The following is a 25,229-nucleotide window of genomic DNA, read 5'->3' as shown; positions in this document are numbered from 1 at the left end:
ATTTAACCATTTAACAATTCAACCCACTGATACTCCGCGTCGCGGCGGAGCCAGGTGAGCTGGCGCTTGGCGTAGTGGCGGGTGTTGCGCTTGAGCAGGCGCACGGCCTCTTCCCAGTCGTAGAGGCCATCGAGGTAGCCGAAGATTTCCTGGTAGCCCACGGTTTGCAGGGCGTTGTGGTGGCGGAAGGGCAGCAGGCTTTCCACTTCAGCCAGCAGGCCCGCGGCCAGCATCTCGTCGACGCGCTGGTTGATACGCTCGTACAGCACTTCCCGCTCGCGGGTGAGGGCCGTTTTGATGATGCGGAAGGGCCGGCTGGCGGCCGTGCGCCCGGTCTGGAAGCTGCTGAACGGCTGCCCGGTGGCGCGGCACACTTCCACGGCTCGCAGCACTCGCTGATGGTTTTGCCTATCGATGCGGGCGTGGGCCACGGGGTCGAGGCGGGCCAGCTCTTCCACCAGCGGCGCGAGGCCGGTGGCAGCCAGCTCCTGCTGCAGCTGGGCGCGCAGGTCCGGGTTGGAAGTGGGCAGCTCATCAAGGCCGTCGGTGAGGGCCTGCAGGTAGAGGCCGGAGCCGCCCGTGAGCACTACTACCTCGTGGCGGCCGAACAGCTCGGCTAGCACCCGCAGCGCATCGGCCTCGAAGCGGCCGGCGCTGTAGTCTTCCGTGATGCTGTGCGAGTCGATGAAGTGGTGCGGCACGCCCTGCATCTCGACAGGAGTGGGCTTGGCCGTGCCGATGCTCATCTCCCGGAAAAACTGCCGCGAGTCAGCCGACACGATTTCGGTGCGGAAATGCTGGGCCAGCTGCACGCTGAGCGCCGTTTTGCCCACGGCGGTGGGGCCGGCCACCACCACCAGCGTAGGGCCCGGAGCAGTGGCCAGCTGCAACTCCAGCGTAGTTATCAGATCAGAAAGAACACTCATGCGGAAACAGGTTGGGGAGGGCCGACCAGCGCGGCATACAGCGCCAGCAGCCGGGTTTCTTCGTGCTGCCAGCTGAGCTGCGGGCGGGCCAGCCGGCAGTTTTCAGCCAACTGGTGGTAGCGGGCAGCCTCGCCACCGGGCAGCAAGCGGTTGAGAGCGGCGGCCAGAGTGTCGGGCTTCAGGTCGGGCACCAGCTCGGCCACGTCGTACTGCTCGTTGAGGGCGCGGTACTCCGGAAAGTCGGTGACCACCTGCGGAATGCCGGCGTGCAGGTAGTCGAAAAATTTGTTAGCCAGCGAATAGTAGTAGCTCAGGCCCCTGTTTTCGAGCAGGTTGAGGCCCAGGCCGGCGTGGCGCGTAATCTCGCGCAGCTCATCGGGCAGCACAAAGCCCCGGAACTCCACCTGCCCGCTCTGGGTGAGCCCCAGCGCCGCCGCCTGCGCCCGCAGCGCCTCCGACAGGTCGCCTTCGCCGCAAATCACCAGCCGGCCTGCCACGGCGGGCATGGCCGCCAGCAGTTGCTCCAGACCGCGCCCAGCGTTGAGGGCACCCTGGTACAGGATGTAGCCGCCCTCAGGCGCGGCGGCCGGAGCGGGCGGCAGGGGCGTGGCTTCCAAGCGGCTGATGTTGCGGATCACCTCAAACGGCCGGCCGTAGCGGCTCTCAAACAGCCGGGCCAGCGCCGGCCCCACGGTGTAGGCCAGGGCGGCGCGCGGCACCACAAACCGCTCTACGGCGCGCCACAGGCGCTGCACGGCCGGGCGCGCCACCACTTCGGGCACTTCCGTAAACAGCTCGTGGGCGTCGTACACCAGCGGCTGGCCCGCAAAGCGGGACCGCAGCCACACGGGCAGCGCCGTATCCAGGTCGATGGCGCACCAGGCGGCGGCGCGCTGGCCCCACAGGTAGCACAGCAGCCGCAGGTTGAACTCCAGGTAAAACAGCTTGCCGCGCTGGAAGCGGCAGCGCAGCCGGTGCTGCTGGTAGGGCTGCGGGGTGAGCGGCCGCGAAGTGCTCCACTCCCGCCCCACCAGCAGCACCGCGTAGTCGGCCCGCGCCAGCGAGCCGCAAATGCGCTGCATCCGCTGGTCGTAATTCAGATCGGTGGTGACGGTAAAAACCAGGCGCGGTGCAGCCATAGAAGGAAGCGCCGCCTCTGGCCACAGCGGGCTCCGGGCAAAAAGCGCAGGGGGTTTGGGATATTTTCGACAAATTTAACGGTTAAACCTGGCCCCGGCGGTAGTTTCTTGTCGTTGCCGCCGACGCCACTGCCTTCCCTCATGCCGCAATCCGCCATTCCGCTGGCTTCGTCTGCCGTGGCCTCGCCTCCTGATCTGTACCGCGCTCTGTTTGAAGAGGCCTACGATGCCCAGATGCTCTACGACGAGCAGGGCCAGCTGCTCGACTGCAACAACACCGCGCAACGCCTGCTGGGCACCACCCTGGCCCAGCTCCAGCAAACCGGCCTAATGGCACTGGCAGTGCCCGGTGCCGTGCGCCTGCCCGGCTACGCCGAGGAATGGCGCGATGAAAGCCACCTCCGCGAAGCCATCCGCCGTACTGCTCGCACCGGCGAGAAGGTTTCGGCCCGCTGGAGCGGCCGCTACCCTAGCAGCCGAAGCCCGCTCACGGCCTGGGCTACCCTGCACCGCCTGACCCTGCCCGAGGGCCCGGTGCGCGTGCAACTGGTGCTGCGCGACGTCACCCAGGATAGCCAGCGCTACGAGCAAACCACCCAGCAGCGCCTCATCGACCACAGCCAGCACCAGTTGCGCGACCTGCTCTCCCGCACCACCCTGAGCTACGTTCGGCTCGACCGCGAAGGCATCATCCTTGATGTCAACGACTTCTTCCTCGACTTCACTGAGTATACTCGGGGCGAAGTGCTGGGGCACGTTTACAACCAGTTGTTTTCGCCGGTTGCTACCCGTGCCGCCAACGAGGAGAACTACCGGAACATCATCCAGACGGAGCACCTGCAGGACTTCTACGAGCGGGCCCTTGTCACGAAAAGCGGCAAAACCCGCATGGTGTACTGGCACGCCGAATTCGCCCACGACACGCAGGGCCAGATTACCGGCATCTTCATGGTGGGGCGCGACTTCACAGAGCGCCATGTGGCCGCCCGCGCCCTCACCGACAACCGCAACCGGCTGCAGGACTTCCTCGACAACGCCCACGACCTGATTCAGAACCTGAGCATCGACAACCGGCTGCTGTTCGTGAACAAGGCCTGGAAGGAAAAGCTCGGCTACGACGACGACGACCTGCCCCACCTCACGCTCTCCGACGTGGTGCACCCCTACTACAAGGCCAAGCTGCTTTACCAGCTGCGCAACCTCTACAAGGGCGAAAAGGTGAACAAGCTGGAAACCGTGTTTCTCACCAAAACCGGTAAGCCCGTCCACCTCATCGGCTCCATCTCCTGCTCCTGGCAGGACGACGAGCCAGTGAGTACCCGCGCCATTCTGCACGACATTACGGACCGTATCAAGGCGGAGCGGCTGCAGAAGGTGTACTACAGCATTGCCAACCTAGCCATCAGCTCCAAGGATCTGCACTCGCTCTACGGCGCCATTCACCGCGAGCTGAGCAAGATTATTGAAACCAACAACTTCTTTATTGCCCTCTGCGACGAGGCCCGCACCCAGCTGCAGTTTGCCTACTTCGTCGACCAGAACTCGCAGGGCGAGACGGGTGCCGTGTCGCGGCCGTTTTCGTCGGGCATGTCGGAGTACATCATCCGCACGGGGCGGCCGCAGTATATGCTGCGCCACGAACTGGAAGAGCTGATTGCCAACGGCACCATCACGGCCTACGGGCTGATGCCGGAGGTGATGCTGTGCTCGCCGCTGAGCATTGGCGAGCGGATTATCGGGGTGATTGCCGTGCAGGACTACTACAAGGCCGACGCCTACGCCCCCACCGACTTGGAAATCCTGCACTTTATCTCCAACCAGGTGGCGCTGGCTATTGAGCGCAAGCGCAATGAGGTGCAGATTCAGAAGCAGAACGCCCGCCTGAACGCCATCTTCGAAAGCGGCTCTCACCTGATGTGGAGCGTGGACACCCATTCCCGCCTGACCAGCTTCAACCGCAACTACGCTGCCTATTTCCTGCGCCGCAACGGCGTGTATCCCACGCCCAACGTGAACCTGTTCCAGGCCGACCTGGCCATGATGGACAAGGAGCCGCGCGAACTGTTCCTGGACAACTACCGCAAGGCGTTCCAGGGCCATCCGCAGCGGTTTGAGGTGCGCCTGCGCGACGCCCGCGGGGCCGATTCGTGGCGCGAAATCTTCCTCAACCCCATTTACCTCGACGACGGCTCGTTCGAGGAAATTTCGGGCATTGCCCACGATATCACGGAGAAAAAGCGTGGGCAGCTGGAGTTGGCGGCGCAGGAAGAGAAGTTCCGCGCCATCTTCGAGTCGTTCCAGGACGTGTACTACCGCACCGACGGCAAAGGCATCCTGACGCTGGTAAGCCCCTCGGTGGAGGAAATGCTGGGCTACACGCCCGAGGAAGTGACGGGTACCTCCATCACTGACTACTATCTGTACCCTAATGAGCGCGAAACTTTGCTGCGTAGCGTGCAGGAACATGGCGAGGCCCGCAACTTCGAAATAGCCATGCGCCACAAGGCCGGCCACGCCGTGAGCGTGCTCGTGAATGCGCGGCGCGTACTCGACGGACCCGGCGGCACCGAAGGCATCGGGCGCGACATTACAGGCCTCAAGCAGATGCAGGACGACCTGCGCCACGCCAAGGAGGCCGCCGAAACCGCGCTGGAAGCCAAAACGCTGTTCCTGGCCAACATGAGCCACGAGCTCCGCACGCCCATGAACGGCATCATCGGCATGATTGACCTGCTGCACCAGACCGTGAGTAGCGAGGAGCAGGAAGAGTATGTAGACACGCTGCGCAAGTCTTCCGACGCGCTGCTGGCCATCCTCAACGACATTCTGGACCTGTCCAAGATTCAGGCCGGCAAGCTCCAGCTCAACGAGGAAGGCATGGACCTGCACTACACGCTGGACAAGATTCACTCGCTGTTCTCGAACCGCGCCCAGCAGAAGCGTCTCACCTTCACCTACCACATTGCGCCCGGCACGCCGCGCTTCATCATCTCCGACGAAACGCGTCTGCTGCAGGTGCTGAGCAACCTCACCTCCAACGCCATCAAGTTCACGGCGCAGGGCACCGTCAGCATCATCGTCTCGACCGTCTCGCGCACCGGCGACGAGTATATGCTGCGGATTGCCGTGCAAGATTCGGGCATTGGCATTTCCGAAGACAACGCCAAACTGCTCTTCACTAACTTCACCCAGCTCGACACGACGCCCACCAAATCGTTTGGCGGCACGGGTCTGGGGCTGGCCATCAGCAAGCAGCTGGCGGCCCTGCTGGGCGGCGAAATCGGGATGCTCTCCAACGAGGGCGACGGCAGCACGTTCTGGTTTACGCTGGTATGCCGGGCGGCGCACAACGAAGAGGAAATCGTACAGGAGCGCCTGGCCTCCCGCGAGCGGGGCCCAGATATTGCCCGCTTCGATACGCCTCCCCGGGTGCTGCTCGTCGACGACAACCCCATCAACCAGAAGGTGGCCACCCGGCTGCTCGACAAGCTGGGTTGCGAGATTGAAATGGCCGACAACGGCTTCGAGGCCATCAGCAAGGCCACCAGCAGCACCGCGCCTTTCGACCTGATTTTCATGGACATCCAGATGCCGGAGATGGACGGCGTCACGGCCATGCACGAAATCCGGCGGCGGCTGGGCAGCGCCTGCCCGCCCGTAGTGGCCATGACGGCCTACTCCATGAAGGAGGATGCAGAGCGCTTCGTGAATGAAGGCATGGACGACTACGTTTCCAAGCCCGTGAAAAGCCAAGACCTGCATGCCGTGCTGCGCCGCTGGGTGCTGGCGGGCCCGGCCCTGCTGCCACCCGGCGGCGAAGCAGCGCCGGCTCCGGTTGCAACCCCGGCCCCAGCTCCGGTAGTGCCTGCACCGGCCGCCCATCCGCCCCTGTTTATCGATCCGGAAGTGCTGGAGCAGCTGCGCCAGTTGGGCGGGGCCGAGTTTGCGGCGCAGCTTTATCAGGACTTCGAGGAAGAAGCCGGCCAGCTCCTGGCAGAAGCCGAAACGTTGGTAAGTGGCGGGCAGTACGCCGGGATTTTACCACATTTGCACCAGCTAAAGGGCACTGGTTTTACGTTAGGGCTTACGGCCCTGGCGGAATGCGCCAAACACCTAGAGCACGAGCTGAAACTGAACCCCACCCAAAACATAGAGAAGGATTTCCAGAATTTGTTGCGTTATTTCAACCAATTCAAAACCCAGTATCTCGCGTTAACCAGCGTGGATTGAGTTCCTTTTTGCCTGCGCAATGCTTGATCCTTTTCTTTGTCTTACCAACTCTCCATTCTTCTTCCTCCCATGAGCGACACGAAAACAATACTAATTGCGGAAGACAGCTCTGTCATTCTGAACCTGACCAAGAAAATCCTCGAACTCCAGCAATACCGCATCGTGTCGGCCAAAAACGGTGGCGAAGTCATCAAGCAGGTGGAAAGCCAGCCCATTGACTGCGTTCTGATGGACATCAACATTCCGGTGAAAGACGGCATGGAGTGCACCCGCGAAATCCGGGCGCACCAGGATGAGCGCATCTCCAAAATTCCGATCATTGCCATCACCGGCAACGCTAACAACTACTCCATGGAGCAGTTCCGCGAAGCCGGCGTCACCGACTATCTGCCCAAGCCGCTGGACTTCGACGCCCTGGTGCGCGTGGTGAAGCAGTATGTTGGCTAGATGCCGAATGGCTGAATTGTTAAATGGTTAGATGGTTGGCTGTTTTAACGACTTGTTGAACAACCAACCATTTAACAATTCAACCATTAAGCAATGCAGATTACCTTCCTTGGCACGGGCACGTCGCAGGGCGTGCCCGTGATTGGGTGCCACTGCGCCGTGTGCCGCTCCCTCGACTACCGCGACAAGCGGCTGCGGGTGTCGGTGCACCTGCAGGTGCAGGGCAAAAGCCTCGTCATCGACTCCGGCCCCGATTTCCGGCAGCAGGCGCTGCGCGAGCAGATCGACCACCTCGATGCGCTGGTGTTCACGCACGAGCACAAAGACCATACGGCCGGCATGGACGACATCCGGGCCTACAATTTCAAGCAGCAGCAGGACATGCCGGTGTATGCCGAGCTGCGCGTGTTGGAGCAGCTGCGGCGTGAGTACGCCTACATCTTCTCGGAGCACAAGTACCCCGGCGTGCCGCAGGTACAAACCATCCCCATCCTCAGCGACACCACCCCGTTCGACGTGCAGGGCGTGTCGTTTCAGCCGATTCGGGCGCTGCACTACAAGCTGCCGGTGCTGGGCTTTCGGGTGGGCAACTTCACCTACGTCACGGACGCCAACCACCTGTCGTCGGCCTCGCTGGATTTGATGCGCGGCTCCGACGTGATTGTGCTGAACGCCCTGCGGCAGGAAAAGCACATTTCGCACTTTTCGCTCTCGGAGGCCGTGGCCGTGCTGGAGGAGCTGGCCCCGCGCCGCGCCTACCTCACTCACATCAGCCACCTGCTGGGCCGCCACCGCGAAGTAGAAGCCACCCTGCCCGACTTCATCCGGCTGGCCTATGATGGGCTGCGGCTGGAGGTAGAGTAAGGACCAGTCAATTTACAGTCTGCTTTGTGATACGCAGAGCTACGGATAGATCTTTTTTCTCTGGTTGATCACAGTCAGATTTTACGCTCCATTCTGTGTATTGCAGTAAGTAGCGGCGGCCGTTTGCCCGTACGCTGGTAGTGTCAACAAAAGATCCATAACGCAAGCCAGTTGTGTGATTTACTGGCATTTTCAGTTGCTGCGTTTGGCCTTGCGCGTCTGTTACGGCCAGAATCGGAAACGCAAAATTGGCGCCGAAGCAACGAGCGTTTTTGGGGCAGATAGAATACTGCAAATCAACTAACTCTATTGTCAGCTCCGGTTGAATTACGGTTGGCAGTATAGCCTGTTGCCGATAGCTAAGTGTGAAATCCTGGCTGAATTGCGCCTCGATAGCAACTGGCGTCGCGTCTTCGTTGCTATCCGTCTCTTGACAGGCTCCAAGGCTAACAGTCAGGGCGGCAAGAAGTAAATACTGTTTCATAAACTATATCTGGATGCCCGAGCAAAGTTGCTCGTGTTTGGTGGAGCCTGCAGCTACACCGAAGGTTGCAAAGCAGCAGTGGCAGCGCAGCCGTTTCTATCTTCGCCGGGAGCTGTCGTATAATCCAGCTTACTCTCCAGATACCCGATTTCTGCCCGCTCTTTCATGCACACCAACTACTATTTCCTGCGCCAGCTGGCCCCCGCCCTCACGCAGCAGCTGGCCGGCTACCGGGTGGTGGCGTGCTTTTCACAGGAAAAGGATGAGCTGGTACTGGGCCTGACCAACGGCACGGCCGAGTTCTGGCTGAAAGCCCAGCTGTCGGCCACCTTCACGGCGCTGGCGCTGCCCGAAACCTTCCACCGCGCCCGCGCCAACTCCGTAGACCTGCTGCCCGACCTGCTGGGCCAGCAGCTGCGCGACGTGACGGCCGCGCCCCACGACCGGGTGCTGCAACTGCGCTTCGAGAGTGGCGCCACGCTGCTGCTGAAGCTGTATAGCTCCCGTCCCAACGCCGTGTTCCGCCACCGGCCCGAGGGCCCGGCCGAGCTGTTCCACCAGCGCTACACCACCGATGCCGACCTGCAGCCGGTATTCACAGCCGCCGCCGACCAGCCGGCCGGCTCTGCCGCTACGGCCCCGCACCCACTCAAGCGTTACCCCGCCCTGGCCGACCTGCCCGCCCGCTACCTGCGCGCCCACGGTTACGATCAGGCCACCACAGCGCAGCAGGAGCAACTGGTGCAGCAGGTGCTGCGGCAACTCGAAAACCCAGTGGCTTTTTATCTGACCACGCTAGAAGGCCGCACCCGCCTGAGCTTGCTGCCCCTCGGCGAGATAGAGCGGGAACTGCCCGCCACCGACCCCATAGCGGCCCTGCGCGCCTTCGTGCCACTGGCCCTGAGCCGCCGCGCCCATGAGCTGGAGCTGCGGCAGCTGCGCCAGACGCTGGAGCGCCGGGCCGAGGAAGCAAGCACAAGCGCCAGCATGGCCCACCGCCGGCTCTACGCCCTGGAGCACACCGTGGGCTACCGCCAGACGGCCGACCTCATCATGGCGCACCTGAGCCAGATTCCGGCCGGCGCCAGCAGCGTGGAAGTCGTGGATTTCTACCAAGACAACCAGCCCCGCACCATCAAGCTCAAGCCCAGCGAGACGCCCCAGCGCACGGCCCAGAACCTGTACCGCAAAGCCAAAAACCAGCAGCTGGAAACCCGCCAGCTTTCGGAGCGGGCAGAGCGCCGCGAAGCCGAAGCCTTCTGGTGCCTGGAGCGCCTGGAAGAACTGCCCCTGCTCCCACCCGATCTGAAAACCCTGCGCGCCTGGCGCAAGCAGCACCAGCTGGAGCCCGAAACCAAAGCCAAAGCCGCCACCGAGCTGCCCTTCAAAGTGTTCGAGGACTCCGGATTCACGATTCTGGTGGGCCGCAACGCCCAGAACAACGATTTGCTTACGCAGCGTTACGCCCACAAAGACGACCTATGGCTGCATGCCAAGGATGTAAGCGGCTCGCACGTTGTTATCCGGCACCGGGCGGGCCTGCCGGTGCCGGAGCCCGTGGTAGAGCGCGCCGCCCAGCTGGCCGCGTGGTACTCGCGCCGCCAGAACGACTCGCTCTGCCCGGTGACGGTGACGCCCAAAAAATTCGTGCGCAAGCCCAAAGGCGCTCTGCCGGGCCAAGTGCTGGTAGAGCGCGAAAAGGTGGTGCTGGTAGTGCCGCTCAACCCGTTCGAGCGCAACGGCGGGTAAGCCCTCTGCCTAAGGGAGCCGCAAACGGACACAAAAAAGCCGCGTCAGCTAAGCTGAAGCGGCTTTTTATTGGAGTGCGCGCGGGGAGATTCGAACTCCCACACCCGAAGGCACCACCCCCTCAAGATGGCGTGTCTACCAGTTTCACCACGTGCGCAGATTGGCAAGCACTCCTTTCAAACTTGCTCAAGCCAAAGCCTGAGGCCTTACTGAGGTGGTAAAGCGAGAGCAAAAGTAGGGACTCTGACCGGGTGGCGCAAGCCCACTCCCGTATTTTTTGCTGATTATGCCATGCCTACGCCCTACTGCTTCCCGTTGTGCACTCAGAATCAGCGAAAAGCCGACTCATTAAAATTTCATACTACTGCCCTCATTTTGCCGAAAATCAGCTGCGCTGGCATGCTGGACAGGCGTTTCACCTCCCATTGAATGATACCTATGCACGACTTACTGCCTGCCGGCTCCTCGCACGGCAACTTTTTCGCCCGGTTTGCGGGCCGGGTTACGGCGTGGTCGGGCACGACGCTGGCCTTCTGCCTAGCGCTGGGCACGGTGGTCGTCTGGGCCCTCACTGGCCCTGTTTTCCAGTATTCCGAAACCTGGCAGCTGGTCATCAACACCAGCACCACCATCGTCACCTTTCTGATGGTGTTCCTGATTCAGCGGGCGCAGAACAAGGATTCGCTGGTGCTGCACCTCAAGCTTAATGAGCTTATTGCCGCTCACAAAGGCGCCAGCAACCGACTCATCAATGCCCAGGATTTCTCGGAAGAGGAAATTCATTTGCTCCACCGCTACTTCACCAAGCTGGCCGAAATGGCCCGACAGGAACACAATCTGGGCCGCACGCACAGCGTGGAGGAAGCCGAGGAAAACCACGAAACCAAGCTGCAGGCCGGCCACCAGCCCCGCTAGGGCACAAAAAAGCCGGTCCGCTTCAGGAAACAGACCGGCTTTTCGTGGTGCCTTTAGCAGGCAGGCGCTTACTCGGCGCGGGCCAGTGGCGTGTCCACCACGTGCTCCGACACGAACCACACCTGCAGCTCGTTGAGGCGCATTACGTCGCTCACGGCCAGGTCGTTGGTGCCGTCGTCGCCGGCGTCGTCGGCTTCTTTGGCAAACTTGTGGCAGTTCTTGAGGATGATCTGGTGGGCTTCCAGCAGGCGGCCTACCTGAATAGGAGCCTCTTCCCGGTCGCGGGGAGGGCGCGGAATGCTGGTCAGCTCGGCTACGTCGTGGGCCATGGCCACAGCCACGCCACCCAGAATCTGGATGCGCTCGGCAATGGTGTCTACCAGCGTGCTTTGCTCTTCATAATGCTTGTCGTAGAGCAGGTGCAGTTGGTAGAAGGTAGGGCCTACCACCTGCCAATGGTGCTTTTTGTACAGGTCGCGTAGCGTGATGGTGTCGGCCAGCAGCTGGTTGAGGTTGGTCACGCTCTGCTGACGGGTTTTCTCGTCGAGGCCGATGGGCAGGCGCTGGGATACAGTGCCGTATTTCTGCAGCGGCGCCGGGGCGTGGAACTGCTGGTTGAGGATGGGCTGCACGCTGGGAGCAGCTTGTTCTGAAGCGGAAGAAACGCCGGCTTTGCGGGCAGACGAAGCCTTGGAAGTAGCTGGCGCAGCAGGGGCGGCAGTTTTCTTGGCGGGAGCTTTGGCCATGGGAAAAAAGGAAGCGAAGTAAGGTCAGAAGAATGTCGCTGCCCGAAGGCCGGCAACGTGCATCCATACGCTTGAAATCAAATTTGGGTTAGCTTACATTCTATATTTACTCCTCCCAATGCAGCACGCCCACACGCACCCTCACCCCGAGGCTCACCTGACCAGCTCGGCCATCCTACAGGACATCGTTATCGGCCTGTCTGATGGGCTGACGGTGCCTTTTGCACTGGCCGCTGGTCTGAGCGGGGCGGTGCAGTCGTCAGAGCTGGTGATTACGGCGGGCCTGGCTGAAATTGTGGCCGGTTCCATTGCCATGGGCCTGGGCGGCTACCTGGCGGGCCGCACTGAAGTGGAGCACTACGCCGCCGAGCTGGCGCGTGAGCACCGGGAAGTGCAGGAAGTGCCGCACGTGGAGCGCGCCGAAGTAGACGAGCTTCTGGCCGAAATGGGCCTCTCGCCCGAAACCCGCGCTCTGGCCGTGCACGAACTCACCGCCGACCCGGAGCAGTGGGTGCGCTTCATGATGAAATACGAACTGGGCCTAGAGCAGCCCGACCCGCGCCAGGCTCCTAAAAGCGCCTTCACCATCAGCCTGGCGTATGCGCTGGGCGGCCTGATTCCGCTGAGCGCCTACTTTCTCACCGACACTCCCACCGAGGGCCTGCTCTGGTCGGCGGTGATAACGCTGGTGTGTCTGCTGCTGTTCGGCTACCTGAAAAGCCGCCTGACGGGCCAGCCGCCCGTTATCGGGGCGCTACGGATGGCGGACATCGGGGCGCTGGCCGCCGGCGCGGCCTTCTTCGTGGCCCGCCTTGTCAGCGCCTGACCTGCGCGCGCCTGTCATAGTTGTTATGGCTGCGGCTGCGCTGTGTGCGTAGACGGAGTAGCCGGGGCGGTTCCAGGCTGCCTCTTTTCTTTCCATTCCAGCGCTCTGCCATGCCTTTTCCTTTTTTCGGCGACGACAAATCCACCATTGCCAAACTCCTTTCCACGCTGCCCCAAACCGGCCGCCTGGAATGGATAGGCCTGCGCCCGGCCCGGCGCGAGCCGCTGCTTTCGGTGCCGGAAGCTACCGTGGAAACTGACCGGCACCTGGCCGGCGACCATGCCCGGCCCAAGGCCGGCGGCAAGCGCCAGATTACGCTGGTGCAGCACGAGCATCTGGCGGCCGTGGCCGGCTACCTGGGCATGGAAGCGCCGGTACACCCCGGCCGGCTGCGCCGTAACCTGGTGGTGAGCGGCCTGAATCTGCTGGCCCTCAAAAACCGGCAGGTGCTCATTGGAGAAACTGTTGTATTGGAAATCACGGGTGAGTGCCACCCCTGCTCCCGCATGGAGGAAGAGCTGGGCCCCGGGGGCTACAACGCCATGCGCGGCCACGGCGGCATCACGGCCCGCATTGTGCAGGGCGGCCTCATCCGGGTAGGCGACGCAGTGCGGGTGGCACCGATGGCAGCTCCTGCCGCAAAGCCGGAGTAAGCCAGCGCCAAATTAGGCCAGTATGGCTTGGTAGGTGATAGTAGCCTGCAGAACTTTTGATACGGGACAGTTCTGGCTGGCATCGTCCACTAGAAGCTGAAACTGCTCGGCCGACAGCCCGGGCACGGCCGCATCGACGGTCAGGTGCGAACTGACAATACAGCCCTCGTGCAAAGCTACCGCGCACTGGGCGTGAATGTGGTCGGCGGTGAAGCCCGCTGACTGCAGGTTGAACGCCAGCTTCATGGCGAAGCAGCCGGCATGCGCAGCGGCCAGCAACTCCTCCGGATTAGTGCCCATTCCTCCTTCTGCGAAGCGTGAGCGGTAGCTGTAGCGGGCTTCCTGCAACACGGTGCTGCCCGTGCTGAGTTGGCCGATGCCGTCGGTGCCACGGCCATGCCATTGCGCGGCCGCGGATCGTTGAATAGTAGACATGACAGGAAGTGAGAATATGACGAGCCAGGCCCTTCAGGGCCCGGCCAACCAGCCCGTAAGTTAGCAGACGTACGCAAGCGCGCATATATCCGGATGCTTCCGTTTCGGGACCGTCCGTTTCAAAAAGAGAAGCCAGGGCGCGGGGCAGCCCGGCCCGCCCGGCCCATGCCGGGGCCCGCCGGTAATCTGCAACGGTCTATATCGGCAAAATACCACTTTACAATCTGTTTTGACCCAACCTACTACTTAGCTGACTGGCGGTTCCGGATTTGAGAAAAGCCCTGAACGATACCGAATGGCGAGTGTTCCTGAATAGCCACAATCTTATACAACATAAATTTTTAATGAATTTTTAATCCTTTTTGCCAATCCGTTCCGCTTGCCGTTGCCGTAAGGTTTGTGTCTACTTGGCAAGGTGTATTGGCAAAATACAACCTACCGCTGTGGACATTCGGCTGTATTTTTTCCTTTCAACCTTACCCTGTTTCCTGTGATGAAAACACCCTTACGCTCTGCGTTTACGCCTTTCAACCGCCGTATGCTGGGCCTCACCGTGGGCCTGGGCCTGATGGGCACCGTAGCGGCACAGGCCCAGACAGTTTATGGGCTCAACCGGGCATCCAGCCAACTGATAGTGTCGAGCTTTGTGGGCAATGGTACGCCTGCCTTTCTACCCATTACGGGCGTAGCTGCCGGCCAGACCATCGTTGGGCTGGATTCGCGGCCGGCAACCGGCGAGCTATTTGCGCTGGGGTATACGGGTAGCGGCACGGCTCAGCTCTACACCATTAGCAAAACTTCCGGCGCGGCTACAGCCATTGGCGGCACGCTGGCTTTGGCACTAGGCAACGGCACCGAAGGCATCGGCTTCGACTTCAACCCCACCGTGGACCGCATCCGGGTGACGAGCCTGACGGGCACCAACTACCGCCTCAACCCCAACAACGGCGCCCTGGCTTTCACAGACGGTGTGCTGAACATGCCCAGCGGTACGCCAGCCGTAGGCTCGGTAGCGTATACCAACAGCTTTATCGGTACGGCTACTACTACGCTCTACGATGTGGACGAGAGCCGCTCGACGCTCTACATCCAGAATCCGCCCAACAACGGCACGCTAGCCTCGCCCGTACCCATCACGCGCCTCTCTCAGCCACTGCTGGCGGCCGGCGACCAGACCGACCTCGACATCTACACCGACCCGGCGACCCGCACGCAGATAGCACTGCTAACCGTAACCCGGTTCACCAACTCCATTCCACAGACCACATTTTTTACCCTGGATCTGGCCACCGGCAACGCGTCGCTACTGATGACTGGCCAGGCAGGGCTGGCGGTGGATGATATTACGTTTGGCATCGACCGGACCGCTCCGGCCCCGAGCGGGCAGCTGCTGTACGCGCTCAACACCAACAACACGCTGGTATCGTTCTACTCCAACACGCCCGGCTACATCCTGGCGGCCACGTCCATTACGGGGGTTACGACCGGGCAAACGCTGGTAGGCACCGACTTCCGGCCCAACAACGGCCAGTACATTGGCCTGGGCTACGATGCCACCACAACCGGCCCCAACACGCAGCTTTACAGCATTGTGCCGGCTACCGGAGTGGCCACGCCCATTGGCGCGGCTATCCGGCTGGAGCTGGGCGGCCCGGCCGATAACATCGGCTTCGACTTCAACCCCACCGTGGACCGCATCCGGGTGGTGAGCACCAACCGGGCCAACTACCGCCTCAACCCCAACAACGGCGCCCTGGCCGCCACCGACGGGCCGCTGACCTACAATCCCGGTGATGGTATTACTCCCCCCGACGTGAACGTTGGCCAGACGCCGCGCATCGGCACGGTGGGCTACACCAACAGCTACGTGGGCAGCACCAGCACCACGCTGTATGATATCGACGAGGCGCTCAGCATTCTGGCCACCCAGAACCCGCCGAATGCCGGCATCCTCAACACGGTAGGCAACAACACCGGGCTGACCTTGAACCCGAACAACGCCCTGGCCGACCTCGACATCTTCTTCGACCAGAGCACCTCCACCAACCGCGCATTCCTGACCGCCAACCCCAACGGCCAGGCCACCAGCAACCTTTACACGCTGGACCTGGGCACGGCCAACCCAACGCTGGTAGGCGCCATCGGGCTGGGCATTCCGGTGCGCGACGTGGCTGCCCTGATTGGGGGCGCTGATGCGTCGGCGGCCCTCACCGGCCGCCTGCTGTACGGCGTGGCCGGCGGCAACTTGGTGTCGTTTGACTCCGGTAACCCTGGTGTTATCCGCACGGCCGTCAACATCACCGGCCTGCCCGCCAACGGCTCGCAGGTGCTGGTGGGCACCGACTTCCGCCCTGCCACCGGCATGCTGTATGCGCTCGGCTACGATGCTGCCAACCAGCAGGGCCAGCTCTACACCCTGAACCTGACATCCGGGGCCCTGATGCCGGTAGGCAGTCTGCAGGCCATGCCGCTGGGCACCGTGGCTTCCAGCATCGGTTTCGATTTCAACCCGGTTCCGGACCGAATCCGCATCACGTCGGCTTCTACTCAGGCCAACCTGCGGATGAACCCGAACGATGGCACCTTCCTCACGGACGGCACCCTTTCCAACCCCAACGGCGCACCGGCGCTGTCGGCTGTGGGCTACACTAACAACGACAACAACACCGCCACCGGCACCACGCTCTACGGCTACGACCAGACGCGCAACGTGCTGCTGCGCTCTACCGATGCCAACGCCGGCACCTACGTAGACCAGGGCGCTACGGGCCTGACCATCACGCCCGGGGCTGATTTCGACATCTTCGCCGACCTGACTACGCCAGCTACTCCGGCCAACACGGCTTATCTGGTAGCAACGCCAACAGGTAGCAGCGCCGACAACCTGTATACGGTCGACCTGACCAGCGGCAGCGCCACGGTGGTGGGCCGCATCGGCAGCGGCTCCAACCTTACTGGCCTGGCTGCCTTCCTGACACCGGTACTCAACGGCATCACCTGGACGGGCGCCATCAATAGTGACTGGACCAACCCCGGCAACTGGAACCCCATGCAGGTGCCTACTGCCACCGACGACGTCACGATTCCGAACGTAGCCAACGACCCGGTGGTGAGCACCACGCAACAGGTCAACAGCCTGCTGCTGGGCAACGGCGCCACCCTTACCACGGCCGATGGCAGCCAGCTCACGCTCAACGGCAACTTCACGAACACCGGCGGCTCAGTGCTGGGTACCGGCAACGGCGAGTTCCGCTTCTCGGGCTCCACGGCCCAAACCATCAGCGGCTCCAGCACAACCTTCAATAACCTGACCGCCGGCCCGGCCGGCGTAATAGCCAACGCCCCAGTACTGGTGCAGCGGGTGCTGCTGCTGAATGGTAACCTCACCTCCAACGGCAACCTGACGCTGCTCTCCAACGCCACCGGCACGGCCCACGTCGTAAACAATGGCGCGGCCGTTGTGAGTGGCACGGCCACGGTGCAGCGTTACATTGATGCTACCCGCAACGGCGGCAGCGGCTACCGCCACTACTCAGCGCCTGTGACGGGCTCCACGGTAGCCGATCTGGGCACCAGCGGCTTCTCGCCGGTGGTGAACCCCGCCTACAACACCGCTGCTGTACCAAGCGCCGTTACGCCCTTCCCTACGGTGTTCGGTTATGACGAAACCCGCGTAACAACCAGCGGCAACCCTGCCCCTCAGGATTTTGACCGCGGCTTCTTCTCGCCAAACGGCACTGGCGATGCGCTGGCCGTAGGGCGCGGCTACACGGTTAACATCCCGGCCGCACAGACCGTGGATTTCGTGGGTACGCTCAACAACGGTACGTATACTGCCGGCGGCCTGACCCGCGGCACGCAGCCTGAATCAGGCTACCACCTGCGTGGCAACCCCTACCCGTCGCCCATTGATTGGGAACTGGTAGTGCGCAACAACGTGGACGCTACGGTATACGTGTATCGTTCTACGGGCCAGTATGCTGGCACCTACTCCACTTACACCGTAAACGGTGCGGGCACCAACGGTGGCGAGCGGCGCATTGCTTCGGGCCAAGGCTTCTTTGTACGAGCCAGTTTCCCTGGCACTTCAGATGCCTCGCTCACGTTTAACAACACAGCCCGCTACACCACCTACGAAAACCCCGTGTTCCAGCGTGGCATAGCCGACGCCCCACTCGTGCGACTGGACCTGCGTAGTGCCGCCGGTGCCGCCGATGAAGCCGTAGTGTACTTCGAGGGCACAGCCACTGCTGGGTTCGATTCGCAAATGGATGCTTATAAGCTGCAGGGCGGTGCGCCGCTCCTGCTGGCCAGCGAGGCTGCGTCGGGCACACTGCTCGCCGTGAATGCCCTGCCGCAACTAACCCAGCGCGATGTGCAGGTGCCACTCCGGGTGCAAGCTGCTGCTGGCAGCTACACGTTGCGCGCCACAGAGCTGCTGCGCCTGCCGGCTGGCACCTATGCCTACCTTCGCGATGCGCAGACCGGCACTCTCACTGACCTCACCAGCCAGTCGGAATACAGCTTCTCGCTGAATGCCGGCGCCGCTGCTACTGGCCGGTTCTCGCTGCTGCTCACCCAGCAGCGCGTGTTGGCCAACGCGCCAGCGTCTTTGAGCCAGCAGGTGGCAGTGTTCCCGAACCCAGCTCGCGGTACGGTATCGGTTAGCCTGCCAGCCTCGCTGGCCCGCCAGGCCACCGATGTGCAGTTGGTCAACTCGCTTGGCCAGGCCGTACGCAGCCTCACGCTGCCCGCTGGCTCTACCGATGCTCGTCAGGTTTCGCTGTCGGGCGTAGCTGCCGGGGTGTACACGCTGCGTCTGCAGACTGCCCAAGGCACCATCAACAAGCGCCTGATTGTAGAATAGACTGCACACCTGGCCTGGCTGCTCAGCTCTTGCGGGCAGCCGGGCCACAGTGTAGCGCAACTTGTCTTCCCTATTTTGCTAGCCCTCTTCGTATGAAAATCATTTCCTCTTCTCTTCGTTTCGTGCTAGCTACGGCTGGCATTGTTTTGGTGTCTGGTGGCCTTAACCTAGTACAGGCCCAGGGCCCCGGTTCGGGTGGCCCCACCCCAACCCCTACTGCCGTCCCTATTGATGGCGGCGCCTCCCTGCTGCTGGCAGCGGGCGTAGGCTTCGGCCTCAAAAAACTGTGCGACCATCGCAAACGATAAACCCTTCGCCTCGAATACGCAAAAAGCCCGCTCCACCTCGTGGAGCGGGCTTTTTGCATTACGTTTCCAAGCATATTGCTAGGTGGCTGCAATGCTATCCGACACCTTCATGAGCCTAGAAGCACGGTATAGTAGCGTAGCTGCACCAGCTACCACCAAGGTATGTGCCTGATCCGAATCTGCGGTAACACATTACAAAAATCAAAAATATTTCTCCCTTTTTACAGACTCATCCAATTGGTTATCAGAATACTTAAAAACAACATCAGAAATATTTTATTCCAACTAGAATCCAACATTCGGGTCTTCTCCGTATATATCTTTGCATATCATTTTGCTATAAATATTAGCTGCACTATTAGTGCAGCCGCCGCTCCGCTCCACGCTAACTCCTGCGCATTACACCTAGCCCAGGTTCCATTGAGTTTCTTTCTCACCACGAATCCCCATTCGTATGGAACGCCATGTGCTCACCTCATCTTTGCCTACTACTGCCATAGCAGTGCTGTTGCTTGCCAGCGGTATCCTGTCGGCCAATACCCTATCGGGCTGTATCGGGTCTTCTGGCCTATGGAACATGGACGCCGACCAGCGCCACACTGATCCGGCCGGCAAATTCAAGTCCAGACACCGCGTGGCCCGCCACCGGCGCGTGCTTGCCTGAGTTGCGCGAATAGTAAACCCCAATGCCCGGCATGCTACACTCTGCATGCCGGGCATTGGGGTTGTCAGACCATTTTTCAATCTTCCTCCTAACAACTGCAAACGCCCAGGCCGAGGCCTGGGCGTTGTTTTCTGCGCAGCAATCCAAGGGGCTATCAGCCGCCTTCCATCCGCACGATACGCGGCGTGAATGAGCCCAGCACATCCACCAGCTCGGTCTGGCTCTGCATCACGGCCCGGATGTCTTTGTAGGCCTGCGGAGCTTCGTCGAGGCCGCCGCCGATCAGCTCGATACCGTGCTGCTGCAGGTAGCGCCGCACTTCCGCTTCGCCCAGCTCCTGCTTGGCCCGGGTCCGGGACATGGCCCGCCCCGCCCCGTGCGACGCCGACGACAGCGAGGCTGCCTCGCCCCGCCCCCGCACAATGAAGCCGGGAGCCGTCATGGAGCCGGGAATAATGCCAAGCACGCCGGCCCCGGCCGGCGTAGCGCCCTTGCGGTGCACAATGGCTTCACGGCCATCAGCCAGCCGCTCTTTCCAGGCGAAGTTGTGGTGGTTTTCCACTTTCGCCAGGGGCCGCTCGCCCAAGGCCTTGGCCAGCCGCTGATGAATCTGGTGGTGGCAGGCCGAAGCGTAGTCACCGGCCAGATTCATGGCCGCCCAGTATTCCTGGCCGGCCTCGCTGTCCAGGGAAAGCCAAGCTAAGTGCTGGGCTTCGGCGGGCAGCTGGCAGACGTCTTTGGCCAGCTTGGTGTAGTGGTTGGCCACGCTGGCGCCCAAGCCCCGCGAGCCGCTGTGCGAGAGCAGCCCTAGGTACTGGCCCACCGGCACGCCCAGCTCGTTGGTGGGGTCGAGGATATCGACCACCCCCCATTCCACGAAGTGGTTGCCGCCGCCGGACGTGCCAATCTGCTCGGCGGCCGTGCCCTGCTTGTTGCGCAGGAAGTTAATGTCGCGGAACTCGGGGCGCTCCAGCACGGCGTGGTCGAGCTTCTGGCCGCGCACGAAGCCCTGCTTGTTGCCGAACCGCGTGTGCTCCAGCAGCAGCTTGCGCAGCTCCTGCACCCGTTGCTCCAGGAACTTGGGCGGCAGCGCAAACACCGACAGCGCCATCCGGCACCCAATGTCCACGCCCACGGCGTAGGGAATCACGGCGTTGTCGGTGGCCAGCACCCCGCCGATGGGCAGGCCGTAGCCGTGGTGGGCATCGGGCATGAGGGCGCCGGCCATGGTTACGGGCAGCTTCATGGCCGTTTCCATCTGGTGGATGGCACCCTGCTCGATGTGCTCGGCCCCGAAGACGGCGTAGCTTTTCCGCTCGGCGAGGGCAATATGGCGGCTGGGCGCTGGCAGCAGCGCGGCGGCCGTATGGCTCCAGTCGAGGTCGGTAAGAAAGTCAGTGGGGTTTGCCAGCAGCGCCGTGAGCAGAGCCAACTGGTCGGTTTGAGAGAGTTTTTTGAGGTGCTTGCGCTGCAGCTGGGCCAGCGCCAGGCCAATAGCCCGGCCTTCGGGAAACCCGAGCTGGCGCAAGTCGTTGCCACGTAATTGTGAGGCCATGATGGAGGAATTCGTGAGTGGAAAGTAGTTAGTATGGATTAGCTGGTATTGAGTATTAAATACTAATCGTTGCTTATCAAGTAATTAACTATGAGCTGTAAATAATGGGTAATGCGGATAACTGAGTAGAATTTCGTATTGAATTTGCCGGATGAAAAAAGCTGGGCAACAAGCCGAACCGCCGCTTGGTAGTGACAGGACGAAGTATGGCGGCCCTACGGCACCAGCTTTTTTCCGCTAATCGGGCAACAGGGTGCAGGGCCCACATGCGTGCTCTAACCAACTGAGCTACTGCCTTGCGGCAGGTGGGACTCGAACCCACGACCCCACCGACCCCATCGAAGTAAGGCCCTGCTACGGCACCGATCAGCCGGCAATTTGTACGAGGCAACAAGCGCCCGGCCTCCAAAAACCTGCTCTACCAACTGAGCTACAGCTGCCACCGAAGCAGCAGCCAGCGGGACTCGAACCCGCGACCTGGGCGTTAAGAGCGCGAAGTATGGCCCGGCTACGGCACCCGTACAGCGTTACGCTGAAGTAAATAGGCAATAGAAATAGAATAAGCCCGGGGCAACAGGTGAGAAACAGTGGCTGATGCCACCTCTGCTCTACCAGCTGAGCTACTGCCTGCCCTGATGCGGCCGGCAGACACGACTCGAACGTGCGACCCGAAGAAACGCTTCTCCACGGCACCCGACTTATCATAACGTCCTGAAACCACGGCGCTGGGGCAACGGTCAGCCGGCGGATTGTACCCCGGCAGTAGCCGCGGCGTGGGACTCGAACCCGGCAGCACTTCCGAAGAAGCCTGCTTCAACCAGCGAAGTACCGCCCGCTTACGGCACCCAACGGCCGCAGTTCAGGGGTTGGAACGGGGGGCCGAGGCCGAATTGCCCCGGCGCCGCGCCGTTCCGGCCGACGGCTGCCGAATAGTGGTCAGCCGCCTTCCCAAAGAGTTTACGATGTACTGGACATGATTATTGCGTGGGGCTTGTAGAAAATCGGGCAGGGGCCCGGGAGCAGCGGCAGCTTTTCTTGGCGGAATGCCACTCCCGGGGTTGCGGGTATTAGAAGTCAATCGATTCGATTTCGGTGAGGGCGGAGCCACCGTTTTCCAGCGCCGCCAGCACGTCGAACACCTTGTCGGACCAGCCGGCAATCAGGGCCACTCCGTCCTCGGCGCGCACGTCGAGGGGGGCGGTGCCGTGGCCGGCCAGGTCGAAGAGGTACAGCCGCGCCTGGGGTGCCACCGTGCGGCGGTATTCAGCCCACTCTTTGGCGATGGTGGTGCCATTGAAGTGCGTGTTCCAGAGCTGGCAGTCGGTGAACACCAGCACCTTGTCTACCACCTCGCGGCGGCGCTTGAGGTCCTCGATAACGAGGTAGCCGTTGGTGCTGTAGCCGACCTCGCCTTCGCGCCGGTAGAACTCGTCGACGTTGCGCAAAACCGGGCCGCGGGGCAAGCTGAGTTGCTTCCAGGTGTTGCCGAACATGCCGGCCACCACGTGCTGGCAGCGGCTCTGCAGCAGCATACCCAGCACCAAACCTACGTCGTAGAGCAGCACTTTGCTGCGCGGCGACACCGGCTGCTGCATCGAGCCCGACACGTCGCAGGCAATTACCACGCGGGTGTCGGGGCCGAAGCCGCGCAGGTTGGCGGCGCTGTGGCTGATGGCGTCTTCCAACGCCGCCAGCACCGCCGACACGTGGCCGCCGTGCAGGGCTTTCACCTCGCGGTAGGCCGCCAGAAACCGGAAGGGCAGCTGCTTGCTGCGCGCCACCGCAAACCGGTCGGCCAGGGTGGCGCACACCTCCACCATCGTTTCGGCCGACACGTCGGCTTCGAGGATGTTGCGCAGGTTGCGCAGCAGGGCCATGTAGCCCAGCTTGCCGCTGCCAATCAGCTCGGTCCATTTCTGGCGGAAGGCCACCGTGCGCTCCGCCGGCGTGGCGTAGGCCACCTGCCCCAGCGCCGACAGCTCGGTTTCCCAGGTGTAGGGCGTGGGCAGCGTACCCGCCACCAACTGGTTGAACAGGGCTTGCTGCTCGGCGTTTTTGGCGGCAGGGTGCACCAGAAACAGCGCGTCACGGAGGCGGACGGCGCCGGCCCGGTCGTACTTGGCCAGCTGGTAGCCGTCGAAGCGGTTGAAGCTCTGGGCCAGGCCTTTCTGCACCTGCTTGGAGAGGCGGTTGAGGGTTTTGCGGCCGGTGCGCTGGTTGGCCTGCGTATAGAAGGCCAGCAGCTCCGTGATTTCGTCGGGGCGCTGCACGATGCGGGCCACCAGGCAGCTCACGAGGCTGTCGCCGCGGTGGCGGCGGGCCAGCTCCACGGCCAGCACCAACGGCACGGAGCGCAGGTGCATCCGCTCCCGGGCATACACCGCCAGCTGGGCCACAAAGCGGGGCTCGCACCGCGCCACCAGCTCCCGGAGCCGCGTCAGCCGCGTATCGGCTGTTTCGTAGAACTGGTCGGTGAGGGCCGTGGTGGCCACGGCGGCGTACAGCTCCAGCGCAGGCGACAAAGTGAAAGCGGCGGCCCCGGCGTGGTTTACGGTATCGGGCCGGGCTTTGCGGAAGGGTAAATTAAAACGCATAAAAATGGCGGTAAAAAGATGAAAACGACACGCATTTAATTGAGAAATAAGCCGGGCTTTTGCGCTCTATAATTCAGACATACTTTTCCTGTTTCGAATAAAAATTAATTTATTCGATTGAAAAATTAGCATGAAAAAAGCCCGGCTTCTGGGGAGAGCCGGGCTTCTTCACGAAGGCATCAGACGGAAGTTATCCGCGTGAATCTTTCGATAAAAAGTCCCGGCCGCACATATCCCACTCGCGGCGATTTTGCCGTTTACTCGGGAAGGATAGCGCAACGTAAGCAGCTGGCTGGTGCATGGCCGAAGGGGATAAGGGGTTGAAAAACAAACAACCCGAACCTTCTGGGTTCGGGTTGCGGAAGTGTCAGAGGGAATCTGCTACTGCTTCAGCTATACCGAACCATGGACGATGCACTTGGCTTCATCCGGTCTTGCTCAAAGGTGTAGTTGATGTGGCGCAGCATGGGGTTGTTGTGTTTGGTGTCACAAATATGAAAGGACTTTTTATAGCCACCAAATTAATTTCGAAAATATTTTAATTATTTTTTTCAACTCGTGACTCTATCCTTTCCTATTTATCGGCAGACCATTAATAAATGTTGTGATTTTTCGCATCCCGTGGAGAGGCATATTTGCGTTTCGTCATTGAACGAATGGCACCGCACGATTGGAGCCGCGTCATGTAAACAACATCACCAACGACGAGACGCGAGTACGCGTCTCTACGTACGTTCCGAAATCCTGGCAAACAACCGCCTGCCCCATCCTCCGTCCCTGGGTTACGTACTTGCGCAGCATATGCCGCGCCTCGCCACCTCCGAACGATACAGCATCAGCCTGCCTGATGGCCACCGCTTCCCGATTGCCAAGTACGAGCTGATTCGGGAGCAGCTGCTGTGGCAGGGCATTGCGCCCGCCGCCGACTTCTACGACCCCGGCCTGACCAGCGAGGAAGACATCCTGCGCGTGCACTCCGCCGACTACTGGCACCGGGTGCGCGACCTGCAGCTGACGGCCGCCGAAGTGCGCCGCCTGGGCTTGCCGCAAAGCCCGGAGCTGGTGCGCCGCTCGCTGAGCAGCGTGGCCGGCACCGTGCAGTCGGCGCAGGAAGCGCTGCGCACGGGCATCGGCATGAGCCTGGCTGGCGGCACCCACCACGCGTTCCGCGACCGGGGCGAAGGATTCTGCGTGCTCAATGACATTGCCGTGGCCGCCGCCCACCTGCTCCACCACGGCCTGGCCCGGCAGGTGCTGGTCGTGGACCTCGATGTGCACCAGGGCGACGGCACGGCCAGCATCTTCCGGGATGAGCCGCGCGTGTTCACCTTCAGCATGCACGCCGGCGCCAACTACCCGTTGCGCAAGGAGCAGTCGGACCTGGATGTAGCGCTGGACCTGGGCACCGACGACGCCACCTACCTGGGCCTGCTCCACGACACGCTGCCCGGCCTGCTGGCACGCGTGCAGCCCGATTTCGTGTTTTTCCAAGCCGGCGTAGACGTGCTGGCCACCGACAAGCTGGGCAAGCTGGCCCTCACGCTCTCCGGCTGCCGCCAGCGCGACGAGTATGTGCTGCGCCTCTGCCACCAGCACCGCCTGCCTGTGGCCGTGAGTATGGGCGGCGGCTACTCCGAACGCCTCTCCGACATCGTAGACGCGCACTGCAACACGTTTCGGGTAGCGTATGAGGTGTTTTTTTTGTGATGAGGGAATGGGGTTATGAGAGGATGAGGTGACAGGTAAAGTGAAGAACGTCATTCCGAGTGGAGCGAGGAATCTCGCTAGCGTGGTAGACAATGCCACTCCAACGTCAGCACGCGAGAT

17 protein-coding genes and 1 tRNA gene are annotated in these 25,229 nt (G+C 61.8%); 10 read left to right on the top strand and 8 right to left on the bottom strand.

Features of this window, described 5'->3' with window-relative positions; translation table 11 throughout:
• Nucleotides 1-2 precede the first annotated feature (2 nt).
• Together miaA and N008_RS15450 are read right to left on the bottom strand one after the other, a co-directional pair.
• Nucleotides 3-926 (bottom strand): tRNA (adenosine(37)-N6)-dimethylallyltransferase MiaA, encoded by a 924-nt coding sequence (gene miaA / locus N008_RS15455; protein ID WP_081910842.1) that lies wholly within the window; start codon nucleotides 924-926, stop codon nucleotides 3-5.
• Nucleotides 923-2,065, bottom strand: a complete 1,143-nt coding sequence (locus N008_RS15450) for a glycosyltransferase (protein ID WP_052381612.1) — start codon at nucleotides 2,063-2,065, stop codon at nucleotides 923-925. The genes miaA and N008_RS15450 overlap by 4 nt, the downstream gene beginning before the upstream one ends.
• Before the next feature lie 141 nt (nucleotides 2,066-2,206).
• Here N008_RS15450 and N008_RS15445 point away from each other — a divergent pair, with 141 nt between their 5' ends.
• The 3 genes from N008_RS15445 (at nucleotide 2,207) to N008_RS15435 (ending at nucleotide 7,606) form a co-directional block, all read left to right on the top strand.
• Entirely contained in the window at nucleotides 2,207-6,295 is a 4,089-nt protein-coding gene (locus tag N008_RS15445; RefSeq protein WP_052381611.1) for a PAS domain S-box protein, read from the top strand.
• 69 nt (nucleotides 6,296-6,364) lie between these two features.
• A complete protein-coding gene (locus N008_RS15440; RefSeq protein WP_044017296.1) occupies nucleotides 6,365-6,742 on the top strand; it encodes a response regulator in 378 nt (125 codons plus the stop codon).
• A gap of 93 nt (nucleotides 6,743-6,835) precedes the next feature.
• Complete coding sequence (locus N008_RS15435) at nucleotides 6,836-7,606, top strand: MBL fold metallo-hydrolase (RefSeq protein WP_044017294.1); 771 nt, start codon at nucleotides 6,836-6,838, stop codon at nucleotides 7,604-7,606.
• A gap of 7 nt (nucleotides 7,607-7,613) precedes the next feature.
• Here N008_RS15435 and N008_RS15430 read toward each other — a convergent pair whose 3' ends face one another.
• On the bottom strand, nucleotides 7,614-8,090 hold the full coding sequence (locus tag N008_RS15430; protein WP_044017292.1) for a hypothetical protein: 477 nt from the start codon (nucleotides 8,088-8,090) through the stop codon (nucleotides 7,614-7,616).
• A 165-nt stretch (nucleotides 8,091-8,255) separates the two neighbouring features.
• Here N008_RS15430 and N008_RS15425 point away from each other — a divergent pair, with 165 nt between their 5' ends.
• Complete coding sequence (locus N008_RS15425) at nucleotides 8,256-9,839, top strand: NFACT RNA binding domain-containing protein (protein ID WP_044017290.1); 1,584 nt, start codon at nucleotides 8,256-8,258, stop codon at nucleotides 9,837-9,839.
• Between the two features lie 75 nt (nucleotides 9,840-9,914).
• Here N008_RS15425 and N008_RS15420 read toward each other — a convergent pair.
• Nucleotides 9,915-9,996, bottom strand: a tRNA-Leu gene (locus N008_RS15420).
• A gap of 281 nt (nucleotides 9,997-10,277) precedes the next feature.
• Between N008_RS15420 and N008_RS15415 the strand changes: the two genes are divergently transcribed.
• Nucleotides 10,278-10,754: a low affinity iron permease family protein gene (locus tag N008_RS15415; protein WP_071884552.1), complete on the top strand. Its 477-nt coding sequence runs from the start codon at nucleotides 10,278-10,280 to the stop codon at nucleotides 10,752-10,754.
• 68 nt (nucleotides 10,755-10,822) lie between these two features.
• On the opposite strand, the gene N008_RS15410 is transcribed toward N008_RS15415, so the two are convergent.
• Nucleotides 10,823-11,500: a Dps family protein gene (locus N008_RS15410; RefSeq protein ID WP_231569724.1), complete on the bottom strand. Its 678-nt coding sequence runs from the start codon at nucleotides 11,498-11,500 to the stop codon at nucleotides 10,823-10,825.
• 118 nt (nucleotides 11,501-11,618) lie between these two features.
• Between N008_RS15410 and N008_RS15405 the strand changes: the two genes are divergently transcribed.
• Nucleotides 11,619-12,326 carry a VIT1/CCC1 transporter family protein gene (locus N008_RS15405; RefSeq protein WP_044017288.1) on the top strand — a complete coding sequence of 236 codons (708 nt, stop codon included), beginning with the start codon at nucleotides 11,619-11,621 and terminating at the stop codon, nucleotides 12,324-12,326.
• Between the two features lie 110 nt (nucleotides 12,327-12,436).
• Nucleotides 12,437-12,979, top strand: coding sequence for an MOSC domain-containing protein (locus N008_RS15400; RefSeq protein WP_044017286.1), 543 nt, complete (start codon nucleotides 12,437-12,439; stop codon nucleotides 12,977-12,979).
• A 12-nt stretch (nucleotides 12,980-12,991) separates the two neighbouring features.
• Here N008_RS15400 and N008_RS15395 read toward each other — a convergent pair whose 3' ends face one another.
• On the bottom strand, nucleotides 12,992-13,414 hold the full coding sequence (locus N008_RS15395; protein WP_044017282.1) for an OsmC family peroxiredoxin: 423 nt from the start codon (nucleotides 13,412-13,414) through the stop codon (nucleotides 12,992-12,994).
• A 493-nt stretch (nucleotides 13,415-13,907) separates the two neighbouring features.
• Between N008_RS15395 and N008_RS21760 the strand changes: the two genes are divergently transcribed.
• Both N008_RS21760 and N008_RS22725 read left to right on the top strand, forming a co-directional pair.
• Nucleotides 13,908-18,281 (top strand): DUF4394 domain-containing protein, encoded by a 4,374-nt coding sequence (locus tag N008_RS21760; protein ID WP_052381609.1) that lies wholly within the window; start codon nucleotides 13,908-13,910, stop codon nucleotides 18,279-18,281.
• Nucleotides 18,282-18,373: 92 nt separating this feature from the next.
• Nucleotides 18,374-18,589: a PID-CTERM protein-sorting domain-containing protein gene (locus N008_RS22725; RefSeq protein ID WP_081910841.1), complete on the top strand. Its 216-nt coding sequence runs from the start codon at nucleotides 18,374-18,376 to the stop codon at nucleotides 18,587-18,589.
• 818 nt (nucleotides 18,590-19,407) lie between these two features.
• On the opposite strand, the gene N008_RS15385 is transcribed toward N008_RS22725, so the two are convergent.
• Both N008_RS15385 and N008_RS15380 read right to left on the bottom strand, forming a co-directional pair.
• The gene (locus tag N008_RS15385; protein WP_044017280.1) at nucleotides 19,408-20,808 is read right to left on the bottom strand and encodes an RtcB family protein; all 1,401 of its coding nucleotides are present in this window, start codon (nucleotides 20,806-20,808) and stop codon (nucleotides 19,408-19,410) included.
• Nucleotides 20,809-21,875: 1,067 nt separating this feature from the next.
• Nucleotides 21,876-23,402, bottom strand: coding sequence for a TROVE domain-containing protein (locus N008_RS15380; protein ID WP_044017278.1), 1,527 nt, complete (start codon nucleotides 23,400-23,402; stop codon nucleotides 21,876-21,878).
• 801 nt (nucleotides 23,403-24,203) lie between these two features.
• Between N008_RS15380 and N008_RS15375 the strand changes: the two genes are divergently transcribed.
• Entirely contained in the window at nucleotides 24,204-25,109 is a 906-nt protein-coding gene (locus tag N008_RS15375) for a histone deacetylase (RefSeq protein ID WP_044017276.1), read from the top strand.
• The last annotated feature ends 120 nt before the right edge of the window (nucleotides 25,110-25,229 follow it).

Origin of the sequence: Hymenobacter sp. APR13 (assembly GCF_000737515.1) — a bacterium.
Lineage (GTDB): Bacteria > Bacteroidota > Bacteroidia > Cytophagales > Hymenobacteraceae > Hymenobacter.
Note: the sequence above shows the minus strand (reverse complement) of the source record. Positions and strands in the feature narration are given on the sequence as shown.